This window comes from Frondihabitans peucedani (genome assembly GCF_039537585.1).
GTDB lineage: Bacteria > Actinomycetota > Actinomycetes > Actinomycetales > Microbacteriaceae > Frondihabitans > Frondihabitans peucedani.
In genome coordinates this window covers 1,084,823-1,104,043 of the sequence record NZ_BAABAU010000001.1, presented here as the reverse complement: position 1 = coordinate 1,104,043, position 19,221 = coordinate 1,084,823, and the positions used below count along the sequence as shown (strand labels likewise).

Here is a 19,221-nt window from a genome sequence, read left to right as displayed (position 1 = left end):
GCGAGTCGGGGCGACATTCGGGTTGTCGCCCCGACTCGGGAATTCGCGAAGGGCCGGACGGGGTGTCCGGCCCTTCTGCGTTTCGCCTGTGGGTGCGTGGTTGTTGCGGGCGCTCGTGCTGGTGCTGGTGCCTCAGGCGGATGTCACGCCCGTACATATCGACGGAGATCCTGACCGTGCGTACATATGGACGGAGATCCTGCTGGAATCACGAAAGTGAGGCGGATCGGACGGGCATCGGGCGAGAATCTCCGTCCATATGCGCCCCGGCCGAGAATCTCCGTCCATTTGCACCAGTCAGCCGGCGTGCCGACCCCACTGCCCGGGGCCGACGGTGATCGGGGTGCGGAGGCCACGGCGGCTCAGCTCCCAGCCGGAGACCGGCTGCGGCTCCTTCTGCGCGGCGTCCTCCGCCGCGCGCTCGGCCTCGAGGGCGGCGAGCACGGCGGTGACGGCGGCGAGCTCCTCGGGCGACGGATCGCCCGACACCACCGAGATCATCGGCGGCGCAGGAGCCTCAGCGGCAGCAGGAGCCTCAGCAGAAGAAGAGGGAGCCGCGTGCCTGCCGCTCACAGCGGGATGTTCCCGTGCTTCTTGGCCGGCTGCGACGCGCGCTTCGTGCGGAGCGCCCGCAGCGCCTTGATCACGGCGGCGCGGGTGCCGGCGGGCTCGATGATGCCGTCGAGCTCCCCGCGCTCGGCCGCGAGGAACGGCGACGCGACGTTGTACGTGTAGTCGTTCGCGAGCTTCGTGCGGACGGCGTGGACGTCTTCGCCGGCGTCGGTCGCGCGCTTGATCTCGGAGCGGTACAGGATGTTGACCGCGCCCTGGCCGCCCATGACGGCGATCTCGGCGGTCGGCCACGCGAGGTTGATGTCGGCGCCGAGCTGCTTGGAGCCCATGACGATGTAGGCCCCGCCGTACGCCTTGCGGGTGATGACGGTCACGAGCGGCACGGTGGCCTCGGCGTAGGCGTAGAGGAGCTTGGCGCCGCGGCGGATGATGCCGGTCCACTCCTGGTCGGTGCCGGGCAGGAATCCGGGGGTGTCGACGAGCGTCAGGATCGGGATGGAGAACGCGTCGCAGAAGCGCACGAACCGCGCGGCCTTCTCACCGGCGTCGATGTTGAGCGTGCCCGCCATGACGTTCGGCTGGTTGGCGATGATGCCGACCGAGCGGCCCTCGACACGGCCGAGGCCGATGACGACGTTGGGCGCGAAGAGCGGCTGGACCTCGAGGAAGTCGCCGTCGTCGACGATGTGCTCGATGACGGTGAGCATGTCGTACGGCTGGTTCGGGGAGTCGGGGATCAGCACGTTGAGCTGCCGGTCGGCGTCGGTCGTCTCCATCTCGGGGGCGACGTCGAAGACGGGCGCGTCGGTGAGGTTGTTGTCGGGCAGGAACCCGAGGAGCGTCGCGACATAGTCGAGGGCGTCGTCCTCGTCGGCGGCGAGGTAGTGCGAGACGCCGGAGATCTTGTTGTGGGTCAGCGCGCCGCCGAGGTCTTCGAAGCCGACGTCCTCGCCCGTGACGGTCTTGATGACGTCGGGGCCGGTGACGAACATCTGGCTGGTCTTGTCGACCATGATGACGAAGTCGGTGAGGGCGGGGGAGTAGACGGCGCCGCCGGCCGCCGGGCCCATGATGATCGAGATCTGCGGGATGACGCCCGACGAGGCGGTGTTGAGCTTGAAGATCTCGCCGTACTTGCCGAGGGCGACGACGCCCTCCTGGATCCGCGCCCCGCCGGAGTCGAGGATGCCGATGATCGGCACGCCGGTGCGGAGGGCGAGCTCCATGATCTTGACGATCTTCTCGCCGGCGACCTCGCCGAGGGAGCCGCCGAAGGTCGTGAAGTCCTGGGAGTACACGGCGACCTGGCGCCCGCCGATGGTGCCTGTGCCGGTGACCACGGAGTCGCCGTAGGGCCGCTTCTTCTCCATGCCGAAGCCGACGGTGCGGTGGCGCACGAACTCGTCGATCTCGACGAACGACCCCGCGTCGAGGAGCTGGTCGATGCGCTCCCTCGCAGTCTTCTTGCCCTTCGCGTGCTGCTTGGCGAGAGCGGCTTCTCCCGGAGCGGTCACGGCTTCGTGATAGCGCTCCTTCAGATCGGCGATCTTGCTCGCCGTCGTCGCGGGCACGGGCTGGGTGGGGTCGTCAGTCACGGCGACCACTCTACCCAGGACGGTAGCGTCGACCCGTGTCCACCCGCCGTGCGCCCCGCCTGCCCCGTGTCGGGTGGGAGACCGCGGGGATCCTGCTGTCTGCTGCCGCAGCCGTCGTGGCCCTGGCGCACGCGCTGGCCGGTGCGAAGCGGAGCCTGCTCCTCGACGACGGCGACTCGGTGCTCCTGCCTCTGATGCAGCGCTCGTTCGAGCGGGGCGAGGCGTTCGAGTGGGGCATGTCGCCGGTGCTGTTCGTGTTCCCCGAGCTGCCGCTCTACCTCACGTCGGCCGCCGTCACGATCTCCGTGGCCGCGGCCCTGCTGCTCAACGGCGTCGTGAACGTCGTGGCGCTGTACGCGCTGCTGCGGTTCCTGGCCGGGCGGGTGCTGGCGACCAGGAGTCTCGCCGCGCCGGGTCAGGAGGGCGCCGCGGCAGGCGCGACCGACCCGAGGCGCCCGATCCTGGCGGCACTCCTCGGCGTCGCCGTGCTCGTCGCCCTCTGCCTCCTCGAGACGCGCCCCGGCGGGAACACGCTCGAGATCGCGTCGCTGTTCCTGACCACGACCTACTACTCGGGCACGGTGATGGCCCTCGTCGCGACGCTCGGACTGGTGGTGCACCTGGCCGGGCCGCTCGACGGACGAGGGCGCAGGATCCTGCTGCCCGCCCTGACCATCGGCATCGTCGCCGCCGTCTCGACCCTGTCGAACCCGCTCTTCGTGCTCTGGGTCACGGGCCCGGTCGTGGCGGCGCTCCTCGTGCTGTCGCTCGTGCGGTGGCGGACGAGGATCCGCGACCCGTGGTGGCGCCCGGCAGCCACCGCCCTGGCGCTGGTGGCGGGCTCGGCGGCGGGCTATGCCGCCAGGCAGCCATTCAGCGGGCGGTTCATCATCGCCGAGAAGGACGAGTACTTCCGCTGGGGCCGCGAAGACCTGACCCTCTCGTTCGCCCGCGAGTCGCTCCGGGCGCTGGTGGAGACGCCCGGGGGAGTCGTCGAGGCCCTGGTCGGAGCGGCGCTGCTCGTCGGCTCGGTGGTCGTCGCGGCGGCCGTCGTCGCGAGGCGCTCGTCGGGACCGATGGCGCTCGTCGCGCTGGTGGCCGGGGCGACCGCGATCCTGCTGCCCCTCGCGCTCCTCGTGACGGGGAGCATCTCGACCCGCTACGCCCTGCCGCTGCTGTTCACGCCCCTCGCGCTCGTCGTGGCCGCGCTCGCGGTGACGCCCCGACCCGCCCCCAGGCCTGCTCGCGCCCGAGACAGGCGCAGGATCGCCGTCGCCGCGCCCCTCGCCGTCCTCCTGGTCGTCGCGGGCGCAGCGGTGCCGGCCACCGCGGCAGTGGCTCGCGCGGGCGACGCGGTCGCCTCCGCGTCCGCCTCGGGGGCCGCCTGCCTCACGGCGTGGACGCGCGGCAAGCACGTCACGGGCGTCGCGCAGTTCTGGACCGGGCGCCGCCTGGCCGCGTACGGCGGGCCGAGCGTCCGGCTGCTGCAGGTCAACAGCGACTTCACGGTGTACCCGTGGCTGGTCGATCTGGCTCCCTATCGGGACGCCCGGGTAGGTTACGTGATCGTGGCCACGCGCACCGACGCGGGCGGCCACCTCGACTACTGGGGAGACGACGTGACGAATCTCGGGACGCCGCGCGGCATCGTGCACTGCGACGGCTACGACATCCGCGACTACCGGGGCCTGCCTGCCTCTTCCGTGCTCACGGAGCAGGTGGACCGGTCGGCGGCCGAGCAGGCAGCTCGGCGGGGGTTCGGCTGGTGAGCGGCTCCTTCCCCCTCTCCCGGGCGCAGGCCGAGGAATTCGACCTCCGCGAGACCACGGGATCGACGAACGCCGACCTCGTCGCCGCGGCACCCGAGCGGTCCGACTTCGCGGTGATCGCGTCCCTCGCGCAGACCGCGGGGAGAGGGCGGCTCGACCGCGTCTGGGAGGCGCCGGCCGGTCAGATGCTGGCCGCGAGCGTCCTGCTCCGCACCCGCACCGAGTCGGGAGCACCGCTGCCCGTCGAGTCGTGGGGCTGGTACCCGCTCATCGCCGGCGCGGCGCTCCGCGCGGCCGTCGCGGATGTGCTGCCCGACCGCGAGGTCACGCTCAAGTGGCCGAACGACGTGCTCGTCGCCGGACGAAAGGTCTCCGGCCTCCTGGCCGACCTCGTCACCGTCGACGGCCGTCCCGACGCGGTCGTCGTCGGCTCGGGCATCGACCTGACCATCGCCGAGGCCGACCTGCCGACTCCGACGTCGACCTCGCTCGCGCTCGAGGGCGCAGCAGGATCGGCCGAGCAGCTCGGCGACCGGGTCTTCGCCGCCTACCTCGAGAACCTCCGCGCCCTCGTCGAGCGGCTCGCCCGCTCCGGAGGCGACACCTCCGGGATCCGCGACACGGTCGCGGCCGTCTGCGACACGATCGGCAGGCGCGTCCGCGTCGAGCTCCCCGATGGCACGGACCGCTTCGGGACGGCGACCGGTCTCGACGCCGCGGGCCGCCTCCTCGTCCTCGCGGATGACCTTCCGGACGAGATCGCCGTCGCTGCCGGAGACGTGACGCACCTGAGGTATGAATGACGGATGACGACCGCTGACCGCGGCGCGGGGTACTCCGATCCTGCGCAGCCCGCCCCGGAGGAGGTCATCGCGCGCCTGCGACCGCACGCGCGCGTCCTCTTCTGGCCGTCGGTCGCGCTCGTCGCGATTTCGGGGCTCGGCGGCTGGTTCAACGGCCGGCTCCCGGAGGCGTGGCAGAACCAGGCCGTCCTGCTCGGCGCCGTCGTCCTGATCCTGCTGCTCTGGGTCGTCCCGCTGCTGGCGTGGCTCGGCCGGCACTACACGATCACCACGCGCAGGATCATCATCCGGCGGGGGCTCTTCGTGCGGACGAGGCAGGAGCTCATGCACACGCGGGGCTACGACCTCACCGTCCGGAAGAACGGCGTGCAGTCGCTCTTCGGCTCCGGCGACGTGCTCATCAACACCGGTCTCGACCGGCCCGTCGTGCTCTGGGACGTCCCGAGCGCCGACCTCGTGCAGTCGACCCTGCACGACCTCATGGAGGAGAACATCAGCGCCGTGGCCAGGCTGCGGCAGCAGGAGCAGTCGTCGCCGCCCGAGGGCTCGACCCTGTGGAACGGGAACTAGGGCCCGTTCGAAGTTCCGTTAGGGTCGTCTCGTGCGAATCTCTGTCATCGGTTGTGGGTATCTGGGAGCGGTTCACGCCGCCTGCATGGCCGAGCTCGGCCACGACGTCGTCGGCATCGACGTCGATCAGCATAAGGTCGACGAGCTGCAGGCAGGGCGGCCGCCGTTCTTCGAGCCCGGCTTCGGCGAGGTCCTCGGCCGCGCCGTCGAGTCGGGTCGCCTGCGCTTCACGACCGACATGTCCGAGGCGTGTGACGCGACCGTCCACTTCGTCGCCGTCGGCACGCCCCAGACCAAGGGCAGCTACAGCGCCGACCTGACCTACGTCGACGCGGCCGTCGACGGGCTCCTGCCGTTCCTCTCGACGGGCGACCTCGTGGTCGGCAAGTCGACGGTGCCGGTCGGCACCGCGGCGCGGCTCGCGGAGCTCGTGGAGGGCGCAGGATCCGGCGCGACACTGGCCTGGAACCCCGAGTTCCTCCGCGAGGGCTTCGCCGTGCAAGACACCCTCAGCCCCGACCGCTTCGTGTACGGCGTGCCCTCGGGCGACGCCGGCGAGGCGGCCACCGCCGTGCTCGACGAGGTCTACGCCACCGCCCTGGCGACCGGCATGCCGCGGCTCGTCACCGACTACGCGACCGCCGAGCTCGTCAAGGTGAGCGCCAACGCGTTCCTCGCCACCAAGATCTCCTTCATCAACGCGATGGCCGAGGTCGCCGAGGCCACCGGTGCCGACGTCACCCAGCTCGCCGACGCGATCGGCCACGACGCCCGAATCGGCCGGAAGTTCTTGAACGCCGGCCTCGGCTTCGGCGGCGGCTGCCTCCCCAAAGACATCCGCGCGTTCCGCGCCCGCGGCGACGAGCTCGGCCTGACCGACACCCTGTCGTTCCTCGGCGAGGTCGACGCCATCAACCTGCGCCGCCGGGAGCGCGTCGTCACGCTGACCCGCGAGCTGCTCGGCGACCTCGCCGGCCGGAGGGTCGGGGTCCTCGGCCTCGCCTTCAAGCCGAACTCCGACGACGTCCGCGACTCGCCCGCTCTCGACGTCGTGAAGAAGCTGCTCGAGGCCGGGGCCGAGGTCACGGCCTTCGATCCCGAGGCCAACGGCACGGCGAAGCGCAGCTTCCCCGAGCTCACCACGGCCGACAACGCCGAAGACGCCGTCCGCGGCGCCGACGCCGTTCTCGTCCTGACCGAGTGGACCGAGTTCCGCGAGCTCGACCCCGAGAGGGTCGGAGTCCTCGTCGCCGGCAAGAAGGTCGTCGACGGGCGCAACTGCCTCGATGTCGGAGCCTGGCGCGCCGCCGGCTTCGAGGTCCGCGGTCTCGGCCGTCCCTGACGACCCGGCCACGAGCATCCTGCGCGGCCGGTGACAGCGCGTCGCCGTCCGCACCCCGCAAAGCGACGAAGGGCACGAACATGGCACTCACGGTCGGCGTGATCGGTGGCGGGCAGCTGGCCCGGATGATGGTCCCTCCCGCGGTCGGGCTCGGCCTCGAGATCCGCGTGCTGGCCGAGACCGAGGGGTCGTCGGCCCGCCTCGCGGCCACCGAGGTGGGCGACTACCACGACGCCGAGACGGTCCTGGCGTTCGCCCGCGACGTCGATGTGGTGACCTTCGACCACGAGCACGTGCCGCAGGGAGTGCTGCGTGCGCTCGTCGAGGCCGGGGTGTCGGTGCATCCTGCGCCCGAGGCCCTCTTCGTGGCGCAAGACAAACTGGTCATGCGCGAGCGCCTCTCGGCCCTCGGCCTGCCGGTGCCCGACTGGGCCCGGATCGAGACGCCGAGCGACCTCGACGTCTTCCTCGCCGAGCACGGCGGCCGCGTCGTCGTGAAGACGGCGCGCGGCGGCTACGACGGCCACGGGGTCCGGGTCGTCACCTCCTCCTCCGAGGTCGACGACTGGTTCGCCGCCCTTCCCGGCCCGACCGGCGACGCGCTGCTCGCCGAGGAGCTCGTGGAGTTCCGCCGCGAGCTGGCCCAGTCGGTGGCCCGGCGCCCGAGCGGCGAGATCGTCGCCTGGCCGGTCGTCGAGTCGATCCAGCGCGACGGCGTCTGCGCCGAGGTCATCGCCCCCGCGCCCGGATCCGCGGGCAGGATCGCCGACATGGCCGAGGCCATCGCCCGCACCGTCGCCGAGGAGCTCGGCGTGACCGGCGTGCTCGCCGTCGAGCTGTTCGAGACGACCGACGACCGCGTGCTGATCAACGAGCTGGCGATGCGCCCGCACAACACCGGGCACTGGTCGATCGACGGATCGACGACCAGCCAGTTCGAGCAGCACCTCCGGGCCGTCCTCGACCTGCCGCTCGGCGACACCGGGACGCACGACGCCTGGAGCGTCATGGTCAACGTGCTCGGCGGCCCCGCCACCGGCACCATGGCCGACCGGCTGCCCGCCGTGATGGCCGACCAGCCCGGCGCGAAGATCCACGACTACGGCAAAGACCCGCGCCCCGGGCGCAAGGTGGGGCACGTCACGGTGACCGGCGACGACCTCGACGACGTCGTGTTCCAGGCGCGCGCCGCTGCCGAGTTCTTCGCGGGCTAGAAGCTACCCTGACTGCGTGCTGCCCGAACCCGAAGAATCCGCCGTGCCCGCCGGTGCTCCCGTGACCTCTGCCCCCTCGTCGTCTGCCCCGACGACCGCCCCGTCGTCTGCCGCGTCGTCCTCCTCGACCCCGTCGCCCCTCGTCGCCCTCGTCATGGGCAGCGACTCCGACTGGGCGACCATGAAGTCGGCCTCCGACATCCTCGCCGAGTTCGACATCCCGTTCGAGGTCGAGGTCGTCTCCGCGCACCGGACCCCCGACAAGATGATCGCGTTCGGCCGTGAGGCCGCCGGCCGAGGCGTCCGCGTGATCATCGCGGGCGCAGGAGGCGCGGCCCACCTGCCCGGGATGCTCGCCTCCGTGACCACCCTCCCCGTGATCGGCGTGCCCGTCGCCCTCGCCAAGCTCGACGGCCTCGACTCGCTGCTGTCGATCGTCCAGATGCCCGCGGGCATCCCGGTGGCGACGGTGTCGATCGGCGGGGCGGCCAACGCGGGCCTGCTGGCCGCACGCATCCTGGGGTCCGCCGATCCTGCGATCGCCGACCGCCTCGCCGAGTACGCGGCCAGCCTCGCCGACCTCGTCGAGGAGAAGAACGCCGCCCTGAAACGAGCGCTGTGACCGCGGTCACGCCCGTCCGGAACCCCGATGTCCGGTCGATGGCCGTGATGACGCGGCGGGCCTGGTGGCTGGTGGTGCTGAACTTCCTGGTGCCCGGGTCAGCGCAGGTCTTGGCGGGCAACCGTCGCCTCGGCCGGTTCGGACTCGCCTCGACGCTCGTCTTCTGGGCGCTCCTCGTCGTGTCGATCGTGTCGGTCGTCGTCGCCCACTCGGTGCTCTTCGACATCGCGACGAACACGGTGGCGCTGACCGTCGTGCAGGTCTTCCTGGCGTTCTACGCGATCCTGTGGCTCGTCCTCACCGTCGACACGCTCCGCCTCGTGCGCTTCGTGAGCCTGGCGCCTCTCGCCCGGGGTCTCGTCGCCGGTCTCGCCGTCGTGGTCCTGGTCGGAACGGCCGGCACCGCCGCCTACGGCTCGTACCTGTCGAGCGTCCAGCACGGCCTGCTCGACACCCTGTTCTCGTCGAAGAAGGACGTCGCCGCGCCCGTCGACGGACGGTACAACGTCCTCCTGCTCGGCGGCGACGCCGGAGCCGACCGCACCGGACTCCGCCCCGACAGCATCTCGGTCGCGTCGATCGACGCCGAGACCGGGCAGACGACGATCATCGGCATCCCGCGCAACCTCTACAACGCGCCGTTCCGCAAGGGCTCGCCGCTCTACGGCCCCTACCCCGACGGGTACACCTGCGGCGACGACTGCCTGGTGAGCTTCCTGTACACCTACGGCGAGGCGCACGAGTCGCTCTATCCCCGCGCCAAGAGCGAAGGCTCGAACGCGGGCATCGAGGCCGAGCGCGACGCCATCGAGGGCGTCACCGGCCTGACCATCCAGTACTACGCGCTGATCGACATGGGCGGCTTCGTCGACCTGATCGACGCGCTCGGCGGCATCACCGTCGACGTGCCCTACCGGATCCCGATCAACGGCGGGATGGACGCGAACGGCCAGCCGATCAACGTCGACGGGTGGATCGAGCCCGGCGTCCAGCACCTCGACGGCTACCACGCGCTCTGGTTCGCCCGGGCCAGGCACGGCACCGACGACTACCACCGGATGGCGCGTCAGCGGACCGTCGAGCAGGCCGTCCTCGCGCAGTTCACGCCGGCGAAGGTGCTGTCGAAGTTCCAGGCCGTGGCGAACGCCGGGACGCAGGTCGTGAAGACCGACATCCCCCAGGGCACCCTCTCGGAGTTCGTGTCGCTCGCCGTGAAGGCCAAGTCGCAGAAGATCACCGACCTCGAGATCGTGCCGCCGACGTACGACAACGTGCACCCGGACTTCGCCGCGATCCGTGCCGCCGTGAAGAAGGCGACCGCGACGTCGGCTGCGGCTGCTGCGAAGTAGGGGTGCTGCGGGGCTGACGTGCGTGTGCGTGTGCGTGCGTGCGTCCGTACATATCGACGGAGATCCGCGCTCTTCGGGGCCCGTGTGTACATATGGACGGAGATTCTCGTTTTTCCGAGCACTTCATGCGGATCGGAGGGGGTCCGCGCGAGAACCTCCGTCCATATGCTCCACCAGAGGCTCCAGAAGCAGGATCTCCGTCCATTTGCGCACACAGGATGCCGGGGAGCGAGAATCTCCGTCCATTTACGCACGCAGGATCGGCGGGCGGCGAGGATCTCCGTCCATATGCGCGCGGAAGGTGAGCCGGGGGTGACGCGACGGTCGCAGAGGTCACCCGAAGGGGGAGTCGGCCGGGGAGGGCGTCCGGGTTAGGCTCGCAGTGCGGCATTCGGGGGGACCGGGTCGTGATCACCATCCAACCCGACCGACAGAGGCCGCCACGTGTCTGACCACCGTCCGGGGCGCCGTCCGCGCGCGCCCCGATCCATCCGCTCCGCCCGCACTCTCGCGCTGACCCTCGCCGCCGTGGCGACGGTCGCGGGGCTCGTCGCGGCGGGGATCGTCACGCCGGAGGCCGCCTCCGCGGATCCTGCGATCTCGAGTGCCGTCGATCCGTCGACGCAGACCGACAGGGCTACGCCGACCGACGGCGCAACGCCGACCGACACGGCGACGCCCACCGACACGGCGACACCCACCGACAGCGCGACGCCCACCGACAGCGCGACACCCACCGACACCGCGACGCCGCCCGACACCACGACGACCCCCGCACCCGCACCCACCACGACGACTGCCCCCGCACCGACCCCCACCACGACCACGGCCCCGACCGCCTCCCCGACCTCGAAGCCGACCCCGCCGACCGCCACCCCGCCGACAACCCCACCAGCCGCCCCGACCGCCCTCACCGTCCAGGGCCGCACCAGCCCTGTCGACCTCGACGAGCTGACCTCGCCGCTCCTCGGCTGGCAGCCGGCAGCTCTCGACCGCGCGTCTGCTGCCCCGTCGGTCGTCGACCAGGCCGCGTACCAGGTCGTCGTGTCATCGAGCTACGCCCGCGCGGTCGCCGCGACCGGCGACCTCTGGAACAGCGGCCGCGTCGCGTCCGGCGCCTCGCAGAACGTCCCCTACCGCGGTCGGGCACTGTCGACGTCGTCGCGCTACTGGTTCACCGTCCGCACCTGGGACGGCACCGGGGCAGCCTCGCCCTGGGCGACCCCGTCGACCTTCGGGACCGGCCCCGGCGCCGTCTGGCACGGCGTGCAGCCGATCTGGTCGCAGACGCCGACGAACGCGTGGAGCGACTACACGGTGTCGGGCTCGTTCACCATCGGCTCCTCGTCGGCCGCCGTCCTGTTCCGCGCCCACGACGCGTCGAACTACTACTTCTGGCAGTTCGCCTCGAGCGGCGACCGGCTGGTCGCCCGCGTCCACGCGAAGGGCGTCGACCGGGTCCTCGGCACCGTCTCGCTCGCGCCGCTCGGCGTCTCGCTCACCCCCGGCAGCGCGCACACGTTCGCCATCACGACGGCCGGCTCCACGATCACGACCACGGTCGACGGCACGCAGATCGAGCGCAGGATCGACTCCACGATCTCGCGCGGATTCGTCGGCCTCCGCTCCGGCACCGGCGAGTCCGCGAGCTTCTCGCACCTCGCCGTCGCGACGCGGGCCGGGACCTCCCTCTGGAAGCAGTCCGCCACCGCGAAGGTCTCCGACTTCTCGTGCGCGGCCGCTCGCGCCGGGGTCCTGCGGGTCTCGGGCCGGACATCCTGCATCTACGACCCCTGGCACGACTACGACCTCCGCCTCAACTTCAAGGCCACGAAGCAGCCGACCGGGGTGACGTTCCGGGCGCGCTCCGGCAACGACTACTACCTCTGGCAGTTCGTGCCGTCGACCGGCACCCTGGTGCCGCAGCAGGATGTCCACGGGCACTTCAGCCCCCTGACCAAGGCGAAGATCACGCTCGGGGAGCGGGTCGTGCCGGGCAAGACCTACTCGATCCGCATCGTGACCTCGGGGTCGACGATCCGGACCTGGTTCCACGGACGCCTCGTCGACACCCGGCGCTCGACGGTCTTCACGACCGGAGCGTTCGGGTTCCGGAACGGCGGCAAGGAGACGTCGAGCTTCTCGAGCATGTCGGTCCGCAGCCCGTCGGGCGCCATCGTCTACTCGAACGGCTTCGAGAAGACGAGCATCGACGTGCCTTGCGGCACGGTGAAGAACCACGTCGTCTCCATCGGCAAGTCGGCGGCGTGCGTCATCCGCTCGGGCGCCGTGTCCGACTGGCTCTTCACCCGCGGTCAGGTCGACCTGCCCGACAAGGCGATCGCGTGGGCCTCCGTCTACGCGACCGGCTCGTCGCCGAAGCCGACCCGCCAGTACGTCTACAAGCTCTACGTCAACGGCGCCTACGTCGGCATGGGGCCGACGCAGTCGATCGGCTCGGAGATCCGCTACGACGGCTTCGACGTCACGAGCCTGCTGCAGCCCGGGCAGCAGAACGCCCTGGGCGCTCTGCTCTACACGACGAGCGACCACCGCTTCGTGGCCGACCTCGTCGTGCACTACGCCGACGGCACCAGCCAGACCTTCGGCACCGGGTCGTCGTGGACGACGCTGCCCGGCCTCGCGACGTTCCCCTCGGTCGGCAGCATCGGGACGGTCTACTACACCGCGCCGAAGGAGAACATCGACTCGAGCCACTACCCGTTCGGCTTCGCGACCGCAGCCTACGACGACCGCGCCTGGGACACCGCTCAGACGCAGAAGGCGTTCACCGCGCTGAAGGCGACCCCGACCGAGAAGGTGGTCGAGCAGTACCACGCCCCGACCAGGATCACGAAGCTCCACGACGGCGACTACGTGGTCGACTTCGGGCGCACCTGGGCGGGCGGCGTCCGCCTGAGCCTCCCCGCGGGCAAGACCCGCGCCGTCGGCATCGAGTACGGAGAGATGCTCGACCGGTCGACGAAGGAGCCGACCGTCCAGTACAACCTGTCGGCCGGCAACCGCTACCGCGACGAGTGGACGTTCTCGGGCGGCGCCCGGACCATGGAGTCCTGGGGCCTCCGGGTCTTCCGCTACGTCGAGATCGAGAACTCGCCCGTCCCGATCACGGCGAAGAACCTCCAGGCCGTGGCCGAGCTCTCGCCCTTCGACGAGGATGCCGCGACGCTCAGCTCGTCCGACTCCACGCTCAACGCGGTCTGGACCCTGTCGCGCAACACGATGGAGGCCAACACGGTCGACCTGTACGTCGACTCCTGGACGCGTGAGCGGGCCGCCTACGAGGCCGACGCGTACATCCAGCAGCGCGAGGGAGCCGTCCTCGGCAGCGACCGCGCCCTCGGCGTCTACACGATGGACTACCTCCTCGCTCATCCCTCGTGGCCGACCGAGTGGCGGCTCTACGACATCCTGTCGGTCCACGACGCCTGGCAGAGGTCGGGCGACCTGTCGCAGGCGAGGCGGAGCTACGCGACGCTCAAGACGATCCTGCTCACGAAGTACCTCGACTCGAGGACCGGGCTGATCAAGCACCCGTCGTCGAAGGACATCGTCGACTGGCCGGGCGGAGAACGCGACGGCTACGTGATGACCGACTACGACACGGTCGTCAACGTCCTGACCTACCGCGATCTGGTCGACATGGCCGCTCTCGCCGGCGCCCTCGGTCACACGTCGGACGCCTCGACCTACAGCCGTCAGGCGGCGGCGCTGAAGAAGGCCGTCAACAGCCGCCTCTACGACTCCCGGACCGGCTCCTACCGCGACGGGCTCCAGACGAAGACGGCCGCGCCGATCGCCCACCACGCCATCCACGCGTCGGCGTTCGCGCTGGCGTTCGGCGTCGTCGATCCTGCGAACCAGCCGCGGGTCGTCGCGTCGATCAAGGCGAAGGGCATGGTCTGCAGCGTCTACTGCGCCGCGTTCATGCTGCCGGGGCTGTACTCGGCGGGTGCCGGCGACGTGGCCGACGCGTTCCTCACGTCGACCGGGACGCGCAGCTGGGTCAACATGATCAAGGCCGGCGCAGGATCGACCATGGAGGCGTGGGACGCGTCGCTCAAGTCGAACACGACCTACTCCCACCCGTGGGGCGCGTCGCCGACGTACGACGTCGCGGAGGGGATGTTCGGGGTGCTCCCGACCTCTCCGGGCTACGAGAGGTTCGACGTGCGACCGCAGCCGGGCGCGATCGCCTCGGCGGCCGTCACCGTCCCCACGCTCCGCGGCAGCATCGGAGTCGCGTTCCACCGGGCCTCCGGGGGCCTCGTCGACGCCGCCGTCCAGGTGCCGTCGACGACGGTGGCGCGGGTGCTCCTGCCGGCGGGCTCCGGATCGTCGACGACGGTCTACGTCGACGGGGTGGCGCGCACCGCGAAGCGGGTGGGCCAGACGCTCGCGGTCGGAGGACTCCCGTCAGGATGCCACGTGCTGTCGACCCGGGCCGAGGGAGCGGCCGACCGCGACCCGCTGCTCCTGAAGACCTGCACCACGCCGTATCGGGCGGGCGGCGCCTCCTAGGGGCCGGCAGTCGGCGGCTCTCGGCGGCACAGGCGCCAGTCCGCGGACAGGTGCCGACGCCGACGTGCGGCGCCGCAGCAGCACAGCCCTACAGGTCGGCGTGCAGCTGCCAGACCTTCTCGGCAGAGTCGCGCCAGCTGAAGGCGCGGGCCCGGTCGAGCCCGGCCACGCCGAGGCGGGTCGACAGCTCGACGTCGTTGACGACCTGGAACATCGCCTGGGCGAGGCGCTCCGGGTACCCCGCGCGGTCTTCGCGCGCGACCACGACGCCGGCGCCCGCGGCGACCTCGACGAGGGCCGGGGCGTCGGAGTGGACGACGGGAGTGCCGAAGCTCAGCGCCTCGACCACGGGGAGCCCGAAGCCCTCCGCGAGCGAGGGGAAGACGAAGACGGCGGCGCGCTGCAGCAGGACCGCGAGAGTGGAGTCGGGGACGTGCCCGAGCACGCGGATGCGCCCCTCGGGGAGGCCCGTCCGCGCGATGACGTCCTCGATCCTGACGTCTCCCCAGCCGTGAGCGCCGACGATGAGCAGCGGGATGTCGGGGGCGTCGGGGTGAGCCATGGCCTCGATGAGCGGCTCGATGCCCTTGCGGGGCTCGAGCGTGCCGACGCTCAGGGCGTAGCGCTCGGGGAGGTCGAGGCTGTCGGCGACCTCGTCGGTGTCGTCGGGGAGGGCGACGTCGGCGCTGACCGCACCGCCGATGACTCGGAGCCGCTCGCCGAAGTCGAAGCGCTCCGACAGCTCGGCGGCCACGGTGTGGGTCGGCACGACGACGGCGTCGGCAAACCGGAACGCGCGCTTGGCCATCGCGCGGTGCCAGCGGACGCCCTGGGCGGTGAGGGTCTCGGGGTGGGTCCACGGCACGGTGTCGTGGATCGTCACGGCCGTCTGGGTCGCAGGATCGAGAGACCGGTCGTGCTTGTACAGCGGCGTCATCAGGCTGGTGCCGTGCACCATGCCCCGGCCGGGCAGACCGACCAGCCCGAGCTGCCAGGCCACCGAGAGCTCGCGGCGTCCGAGGACCGAGCGGTACAGGCTGGCGAGGCCGGGGAGGCGCTCCTCGAGGCGGTCGTAGTCCTCCTGCGGGTGAGCGGCGACGACGCCCTCGACGTCGCACCCCCGCGGGGCGCAGGCGATGATCTCGCGCGTCAGCTCTTCGGTGTAGCGGCCGACACCGCCGGGGACGGGCGCGAGGATCTGGTCAACGACTACTCGCAGCGTCATCATGATCGGATACTCCTGAGCCGGCGGCCTCGTTCAGCACTTCGTGACAAGGGCGCGTGAGGCGGTCGTTCTCGGCCTGACGCGTCGCGACCGAGGACGCTGAGGTTCTGTCGAGGCGCCGGCCTGACGAACGCGAAGCTGTCGGTCGGATCGACCCTAGCAGGGTCGCCGATGACGACCTTGGGGTGTGCTGGGCGCTTCGTGCCCTGGCTCAATCGGAGCGATTCTGCGGCTACGACGCGAACACCGCCTGCGTCTGCGCGTCGGCGAGAGCCTCGCGCCAGTCGCGCATCGGCTCGAGCCCCGCGGCCGCCCAGCCGTCGTGCCCCAGCACGCTGAAAGCGGGCCGCGCAGCGGGCCTGACGAACGCCGAGCTGTCGGTGGGGAGGACGCGCTCGGGATCGAGCCCGGCGCCCTCGAAGACCGCTCGCGCGAACTCGAACCAGCTCGCCCGCCCGGAGTTCGTGCCGTGATACACCCCGGCGGGAGCCCCGGAGTCGACGAGGGCGACGATCTGCGCTGCGAGATCGCTCGTCCAGGAGGGCTGCCCGACCTGGTCGTCGACGACCGAGACGGTGTCGTGCGACTGGGCGAGCCGCAGCATGGTGGCCGCGAAGTTCGGGCCGTGCTGGCCGTAGAGCCAGGCGGTCCGGACGATGAACGCGCCGGACGGGTTCGCGGCCCGGGCCGCTCTCTCGCCCGCGGCCTTGGTGCGGCCGTAGGCGTTCAGGGGGTCGAGCGGTGTGGCCTCGTCGTAGGGCTCTGTCGAGCTGCCGTCGAAGACGTAGTCGGTCGAGACGGTGACGAGCTTCGCGCCGTGCTCAGCGGTCGCCTGGGCGAGGAGGCCGACGGCCGTGCCGTTGACGGCGAGCGCCTCGTCTTCGTGCGTCTCGGCGTCGTCGACTTTTGTGTAGGCGGCGGCGTTCAGGACGACATCGTGGCCGCGCACGGCCTCGAAGACCGCGTCGCGGTCGGTCACGTCGAGGTCGGCCCGGCCGAGGACCGTCACGTCGCGACCGAAGAGGGCCTCGACGAGGTCGGAGCCGAGCATGCCGCGCGCGCCGGTGACGAGGTACTTCAGGTGCTGGCCGCCTGGCGTGCCCGCGTCGCTCATACGAGCGCCGCGCGCTCTTTCAGCGGCTCCCACCACGAGCGGTTGTCGCGGTACCACTGGACGACGTCGGCGAGGCCCTGGGCGAACGGCACCTGCGGCTCGTAGCCGAGCTCGTTCTGGATCTTCGAGATGTCGACCGAGTAGCGGAGGTCGTGGCCGAGGCGGTCCTGCACGCGGTCGACGTACGACCAGTCTTTGCCGGTCGCATCGAGGAGGAGCTGGGTGAGCTCCTTGTTGGTGAGCTCGGTGCCGCCGCCGATGTTGTAGATCTCGCCGGCGCGGCCGTTCACCAGCACCATCGCGATGCCGCGGGTGTGGTCGTCGACGTGCAGCCAGTCGCGGATGTTGTTGCCCTCGCCGTAGAGCGGCACGTGCTTGTCGTCGATGAGGTTGGTGACGAACAGCGGGATGACCTTCTCGGGGAAGTGGTAGGGCCCGTAGTTGTTCGAGCAGCGCGTGATCGACACGTTCAGGCCGTGCGTGCGGTGGTAGCTCCGGGCGAGGAGGTCGCTGCCGGCCTTCGAGGCCGAGTAGGGCGAGTTCGGCTCGAGCGGGCGGTCTTCGGCCCAGGAGCCCTCGGAGATGGAGCCGTAGACCTCGTCGGTCGAGACGTGGACGAAGCGAGCGACCTCGTTGCGAAGGGCGGCGTCGAGCAGCTGCTGCGTGCCGAGGACGTTCGTCTCGACGAAGATCGAGGCGTCGCGCACCGAGCGGTCGACGTGCGACTCGGCGGCGAAGTGCACGACGGCGTCGATGTCGGGGAAGAGCGTGTCGAGCAGGGCGCCGTCGCGGATGTCGCCCTCGACGAAGCGGTAGCGGGGCGAGTCGGCGACGGGCGCGAGGTTCTCGAGGTTGCCCGAGTAGGTGAGGGCGTCGAGCACGACGACCTCGGCGCCCTCGAGGCCGGGGTAGGCGTCTTGGAGGGTGCGTCGCACGAAGTTGGAGCCGATGAAACCGGCGCCGCCGGTGACGAGGATGCGCATGATGTGATCTTTCTCAGTTCGCGGGCGTGACTCCGATGCTACCGGTCGTCGTCAGGCGGCCTGCGCGAACACGTCGACCTCGAAGTGCAGGGTGTCCTTCACGGTCATCGTCGCCGTCCAGCCCCGCCACGACAGCGTCTGGAAGCCGCCGGACGCCATGTCCTGGTCGAAGAGGGCGGCGTCTCTCGCGGGCATTCCCAGGGCCTTCACGGTGCAGCGGGCGGAGGCGGCGACCACGTCGGTCGGGCGACCGTGCGGCTGGCTGACGAGGGCGAGATCCTGCGCCCTGACCGTGACGCCGGTCGACCGCGACGAGAGACCGCAGGATGCCAGGGCCCGCGAGAGAGCGGCCGTCGCGTCGCCGCTCGAGGTGGACGACCCGCCGTCGGCCCGGGCTCCGCCGGAGGGGGCGGTGCCGGTGCAGCCCGAGACCCCGGCGGCGGTCAGGGCGATCGCCGCGGCCAGCACGGCCAGGCGCAGAGCAGGAGGCGTTCGCTTCATCGCTGGCTCCGCTCGTCGGTGTCCGCAGCCTATGCCCGTCCCGGCGCGGACGGCGGCGCACGGGGACACAATGGAGGCATGAAGACGATGACGTTGCCTCACACGACCCTGCCCGCCTCGAACATTATCCTCGGGCTGATGCGGATCGAGCCCCTCTCGGACGACGAGATCCGCGCTCTCGTGGGGCAGGCCCGCGATGCGGGCATCAACTTCTTCGACCACGCCGTCGTGTACGGCGACTCGCTGCACGGGTGCGAGCGCCGCTTCGGCGATGCGATCGCGTTCAGCCCGGCCGAGCGCGACCAGGTGATCGTGCAGTCGAAGGTCGGCCTCGCCGACGGCTACTGGGACTTCTCGACGGAGCACATCCTCGAGTCGGTCGACGAGTCGCTCCGGTCTCTGAAGCTCGAGCACCTCGACATCCTGCTGCTCCACCGCCCCGACGCCCTGGTCGTGCCCGACGAGGTCGCCTCGGCCTTCGACACCCTCGAGGCGAGCGGCAAGGTGCGGAACTTCGGCATCTCGAACCACACCCCGGCGCAGGTCGAGCTGCTGAAGCGCTCGGTGAAGCAGCCGCTGATCGTCAACCAGGTGCAGCTCAGCATCACCCACGCGAACCTGGTCGCCGCCGGAGTGGCCGCGAACATGAACGGCCTCGACCAGTCGATCGATCGCGACAACGGCATCCTCGACTACTCGCGCCTGAACGACATCACCCTCCAGGCGTGGTCGCCGTTCCAGAAGGGCTTCTTCGACGGGGTGTTCCTCGGCGACCGCGAGCAGTACGGCGAGCTGAACGACGTCATCGACGAGCTCGCGGGGAAGTACGACGTGGAGCCCGAGGCCATCGCCGTGGCCTGGATCACGAGGCACCCCGCCGACATGCAGGTCGTGCTGGGCACGACGAACCGCGACCGGGTCAGGGCGTCGGCTGCAGGATCGGAGCTCCCGCTCACCCGGCAGGAGTGGTACCGGCTGTTCACCGCCGCCGGGCACCTGCTGCCGTAGGGGCGGCGCCG

15 protein-coding genes are annotated in these 19,221 nt (G+C 71.0%); 9 read left to right on the top strand and 6 right to left on the bottom strand.

Annotation, left to right across the window (positions count from 1 at the left end; all coding sequences use genetic code 11):
- Positions 1–297: 297 nt before the first annotated feature.
- Both ABD733_RS05090 and ABD733_RS05085 read right to left on the bottom strand, forming a co-directional pair.
- Entirely contained in the window at positions 298–573 is a 276-nt protein-coding gene (locus ABD733_RS05090; RefSeq protein ID WP_344793939.1) for an acyl-CoA carboxylase epsilon subunit, read from the bottom strand.
- Positions 570–2,177: an acyl-CoA carboxylase subunit beta gene (locus ABD733_RS05085; protein WP_425552859.1), complete on the bottom strand. Its 1,608-nt coding sequence runs from the start codon at positions 2,175–2,177 to the stop codon at positions 570–572. Before ABD733_RS05085 ends, ABD733_RS05090 begins: the two co-directional genes overlap by 4 nt.
- Before the next feature lie 26 nt (positions 2,178–2,203).
- Between ABD733_RS05085 and ABD733_RS05080 the strand changes: the two genes are divergently transcribed.
- From ABD733_RS05080 to ABD733_RS05045, 8 genes are all read left to right on the top strand, one after another.
- Complete coding sequence (locus tag ABD733_RS05080) at positions 2,204–3,937, top strand: hypothetical protein (protein ID WP_344793937.1); 1,734 nt, start codon at positions 2,204–2,206, stop codon at positions 3,935–3,937.
- Positions 3,934–4,740, top strand: coding sequence for a biotin--[acetyl-CoA-carboxylase] ligase (locus ABD733_RS05075; protein WP_344793936.1), 807 nt, complete (start codon positions 3,934–3,936; stop codon positions 4,738–4,740). Before ABD733_RS05080 ends, ABD733_RS05075 begins: the two co-directional genes overlap by 4 nt.
- A gap of 3 nt (positions 4,741–4,743) precedes the next feature.
- Positions 4,744–5,310, top strand: a complete 567-nt coding sequence (locus ABD733_RS05070) for a PH domain-containing protein (RefSeq protein WP_344793935.1) — start codon at positions 4,744–4,746, stop codon at positions 5,308–5,310.
- A gap of 31 nt (positions 5,311–5,341) precedes the next feature.
- Complete coding sequence (locus ABD733_RS05065; RefSeq protein WP_344793934.1) at positions 5,342–6,652, top strand: UDP-glucose dehydrogenase family protein; 1,311 nt, start codon at positions 5,342–5,344, stop codon at positions 6,650–6,652.
- An 80-nt stretch (positions 6,653–6,732) separates the two neighbouring features.
- Entirely contained in the window at positions 6,733–7,866 is a 1,134-nt protein-coding gene (locus ABD733_RS05060; RefSeq protein WP_344793933.1) for a 5-(carboxyamino)imidazole ribonucleotide synthase, read from the top strand.
- A 154-nt stretch (positions 7,867–8,020) separates the two neighbouring features.
- Entirely contained in the window at positions 8,021–8,488 is a 468-nt protein-coding gene (gene purE, locus ABD733_RS05055) for a 5-(carboxyamino)imidazole ribonucleotide mutase (RefSeq protein WP_344796009.1), read from the top strand.
- Positions 8,485–9,837 carry an LCP family protein gene (locus ABD733_RS05050; RefSeq protein ID WP_344793932.1) on the top strand — a complete coding sequence of 451 codons (1,353 nt, stop codon included), beginning with the start codon at positions 8,485–8,487 and terminating at the stop codon, positions 9,835–9,837. The genes purE and ABD733_RS05050 overlap by 4 nt, the downstream gene beginning before the upstream one ends.
- 444 nt (positions 9,838–10,281) lie before the next feature.
- On the top strand, positions 10,282–14,379 hold the full coding sequence (locus tag ABD733_RS05045) for a family 78 glycoside hydrolase catalytic domain (RefSeq protein WP_344793931.1): 4,098 nt from the start codon (positions 10,282–10,284) through the stop codon (positions 14,377–14,379).
- Between the two features lie 88 nt (positions 14,380–14,467).
- Here ABD733_RS05045 and ABD733_RS05040 read toward each other — a convergent pair whose 3' ends face one another.
- The 4 genes from ABD733_RS05040 to ABD733_RS05025 all read right to left on the bottom strand — a co-directional run bounded on the left by ABD733_RS05040 (position 14,468) and on the right by ABD733_RS05025 (position 18,202).
- The gene (locus ABD733_RS05040) at positions 14,468–15,607 is read right to left on the bottom strand and encodes a glycosyltransferase family 4 protein (protein ID WP_344793930.1); all 1,140 of its coding nucleotides are present in this window, start codon (positions 15,605–15,607) and stop codon (positions 14,468–14,470) included.
- 229 nt (positions 15,608–15,836) lie between these two features.
- Positions 15,837–16,718 carry a dTDP-4-dehydrorhamnose reductase gene (gene rfbD, locus ABD733_RS05035; protein WP_344793929.1) on the bottom strand — a complete coding sequence of 294 codons (882 nt, stop codon included), beginning with the start codon at positions 16,716–16,718 and terminating at the stop codon, positions 15,837–15,839.
- Positions 16,715–17,701, bottom strand: coding sequence for a dTDP-glucose 4,6-dehydratase (gene rfbB / locus ABD733_RS05030; RefSeq protein WP_344793928.1), 987 nt, complete (start codon positions 17,699–17,701; stop codon positions 16,715–16,717). Before rfbB ends, rfbD begins: the two co-directional genes overlap by 4 nt.
- Before the next feature lie 51 nt (positions 17,702–17,752).
- Entirely contained in the window at positions 17,753–18,202 is a 450-nt protein-coding gene (locus tag ABD733_RS05025) for a hypothetical protein (RefSeq protein WP_344793927.1), read from the bottom strand.
- Positions 18,203–18,280: 78 nt separating this feature from the next.
- Here ABD733_RS05025 and ABD733_RS05020 point away from each other — a divergent pair, with 78 nt between their 5' ends.
- Positions 18,281–19,210 (top strand): aldo/keto reductase, encoded by a 930-nt coding sequence (locus tag ABD733_RS05020; RefSeq protein WP_344793926.1) that lies wholly within the window; start codon positions 18,281–18,283, stop codon positions 19,208–19,210.
- Positions 19,211–19,221: the final 11 nt, after the last annotated feature.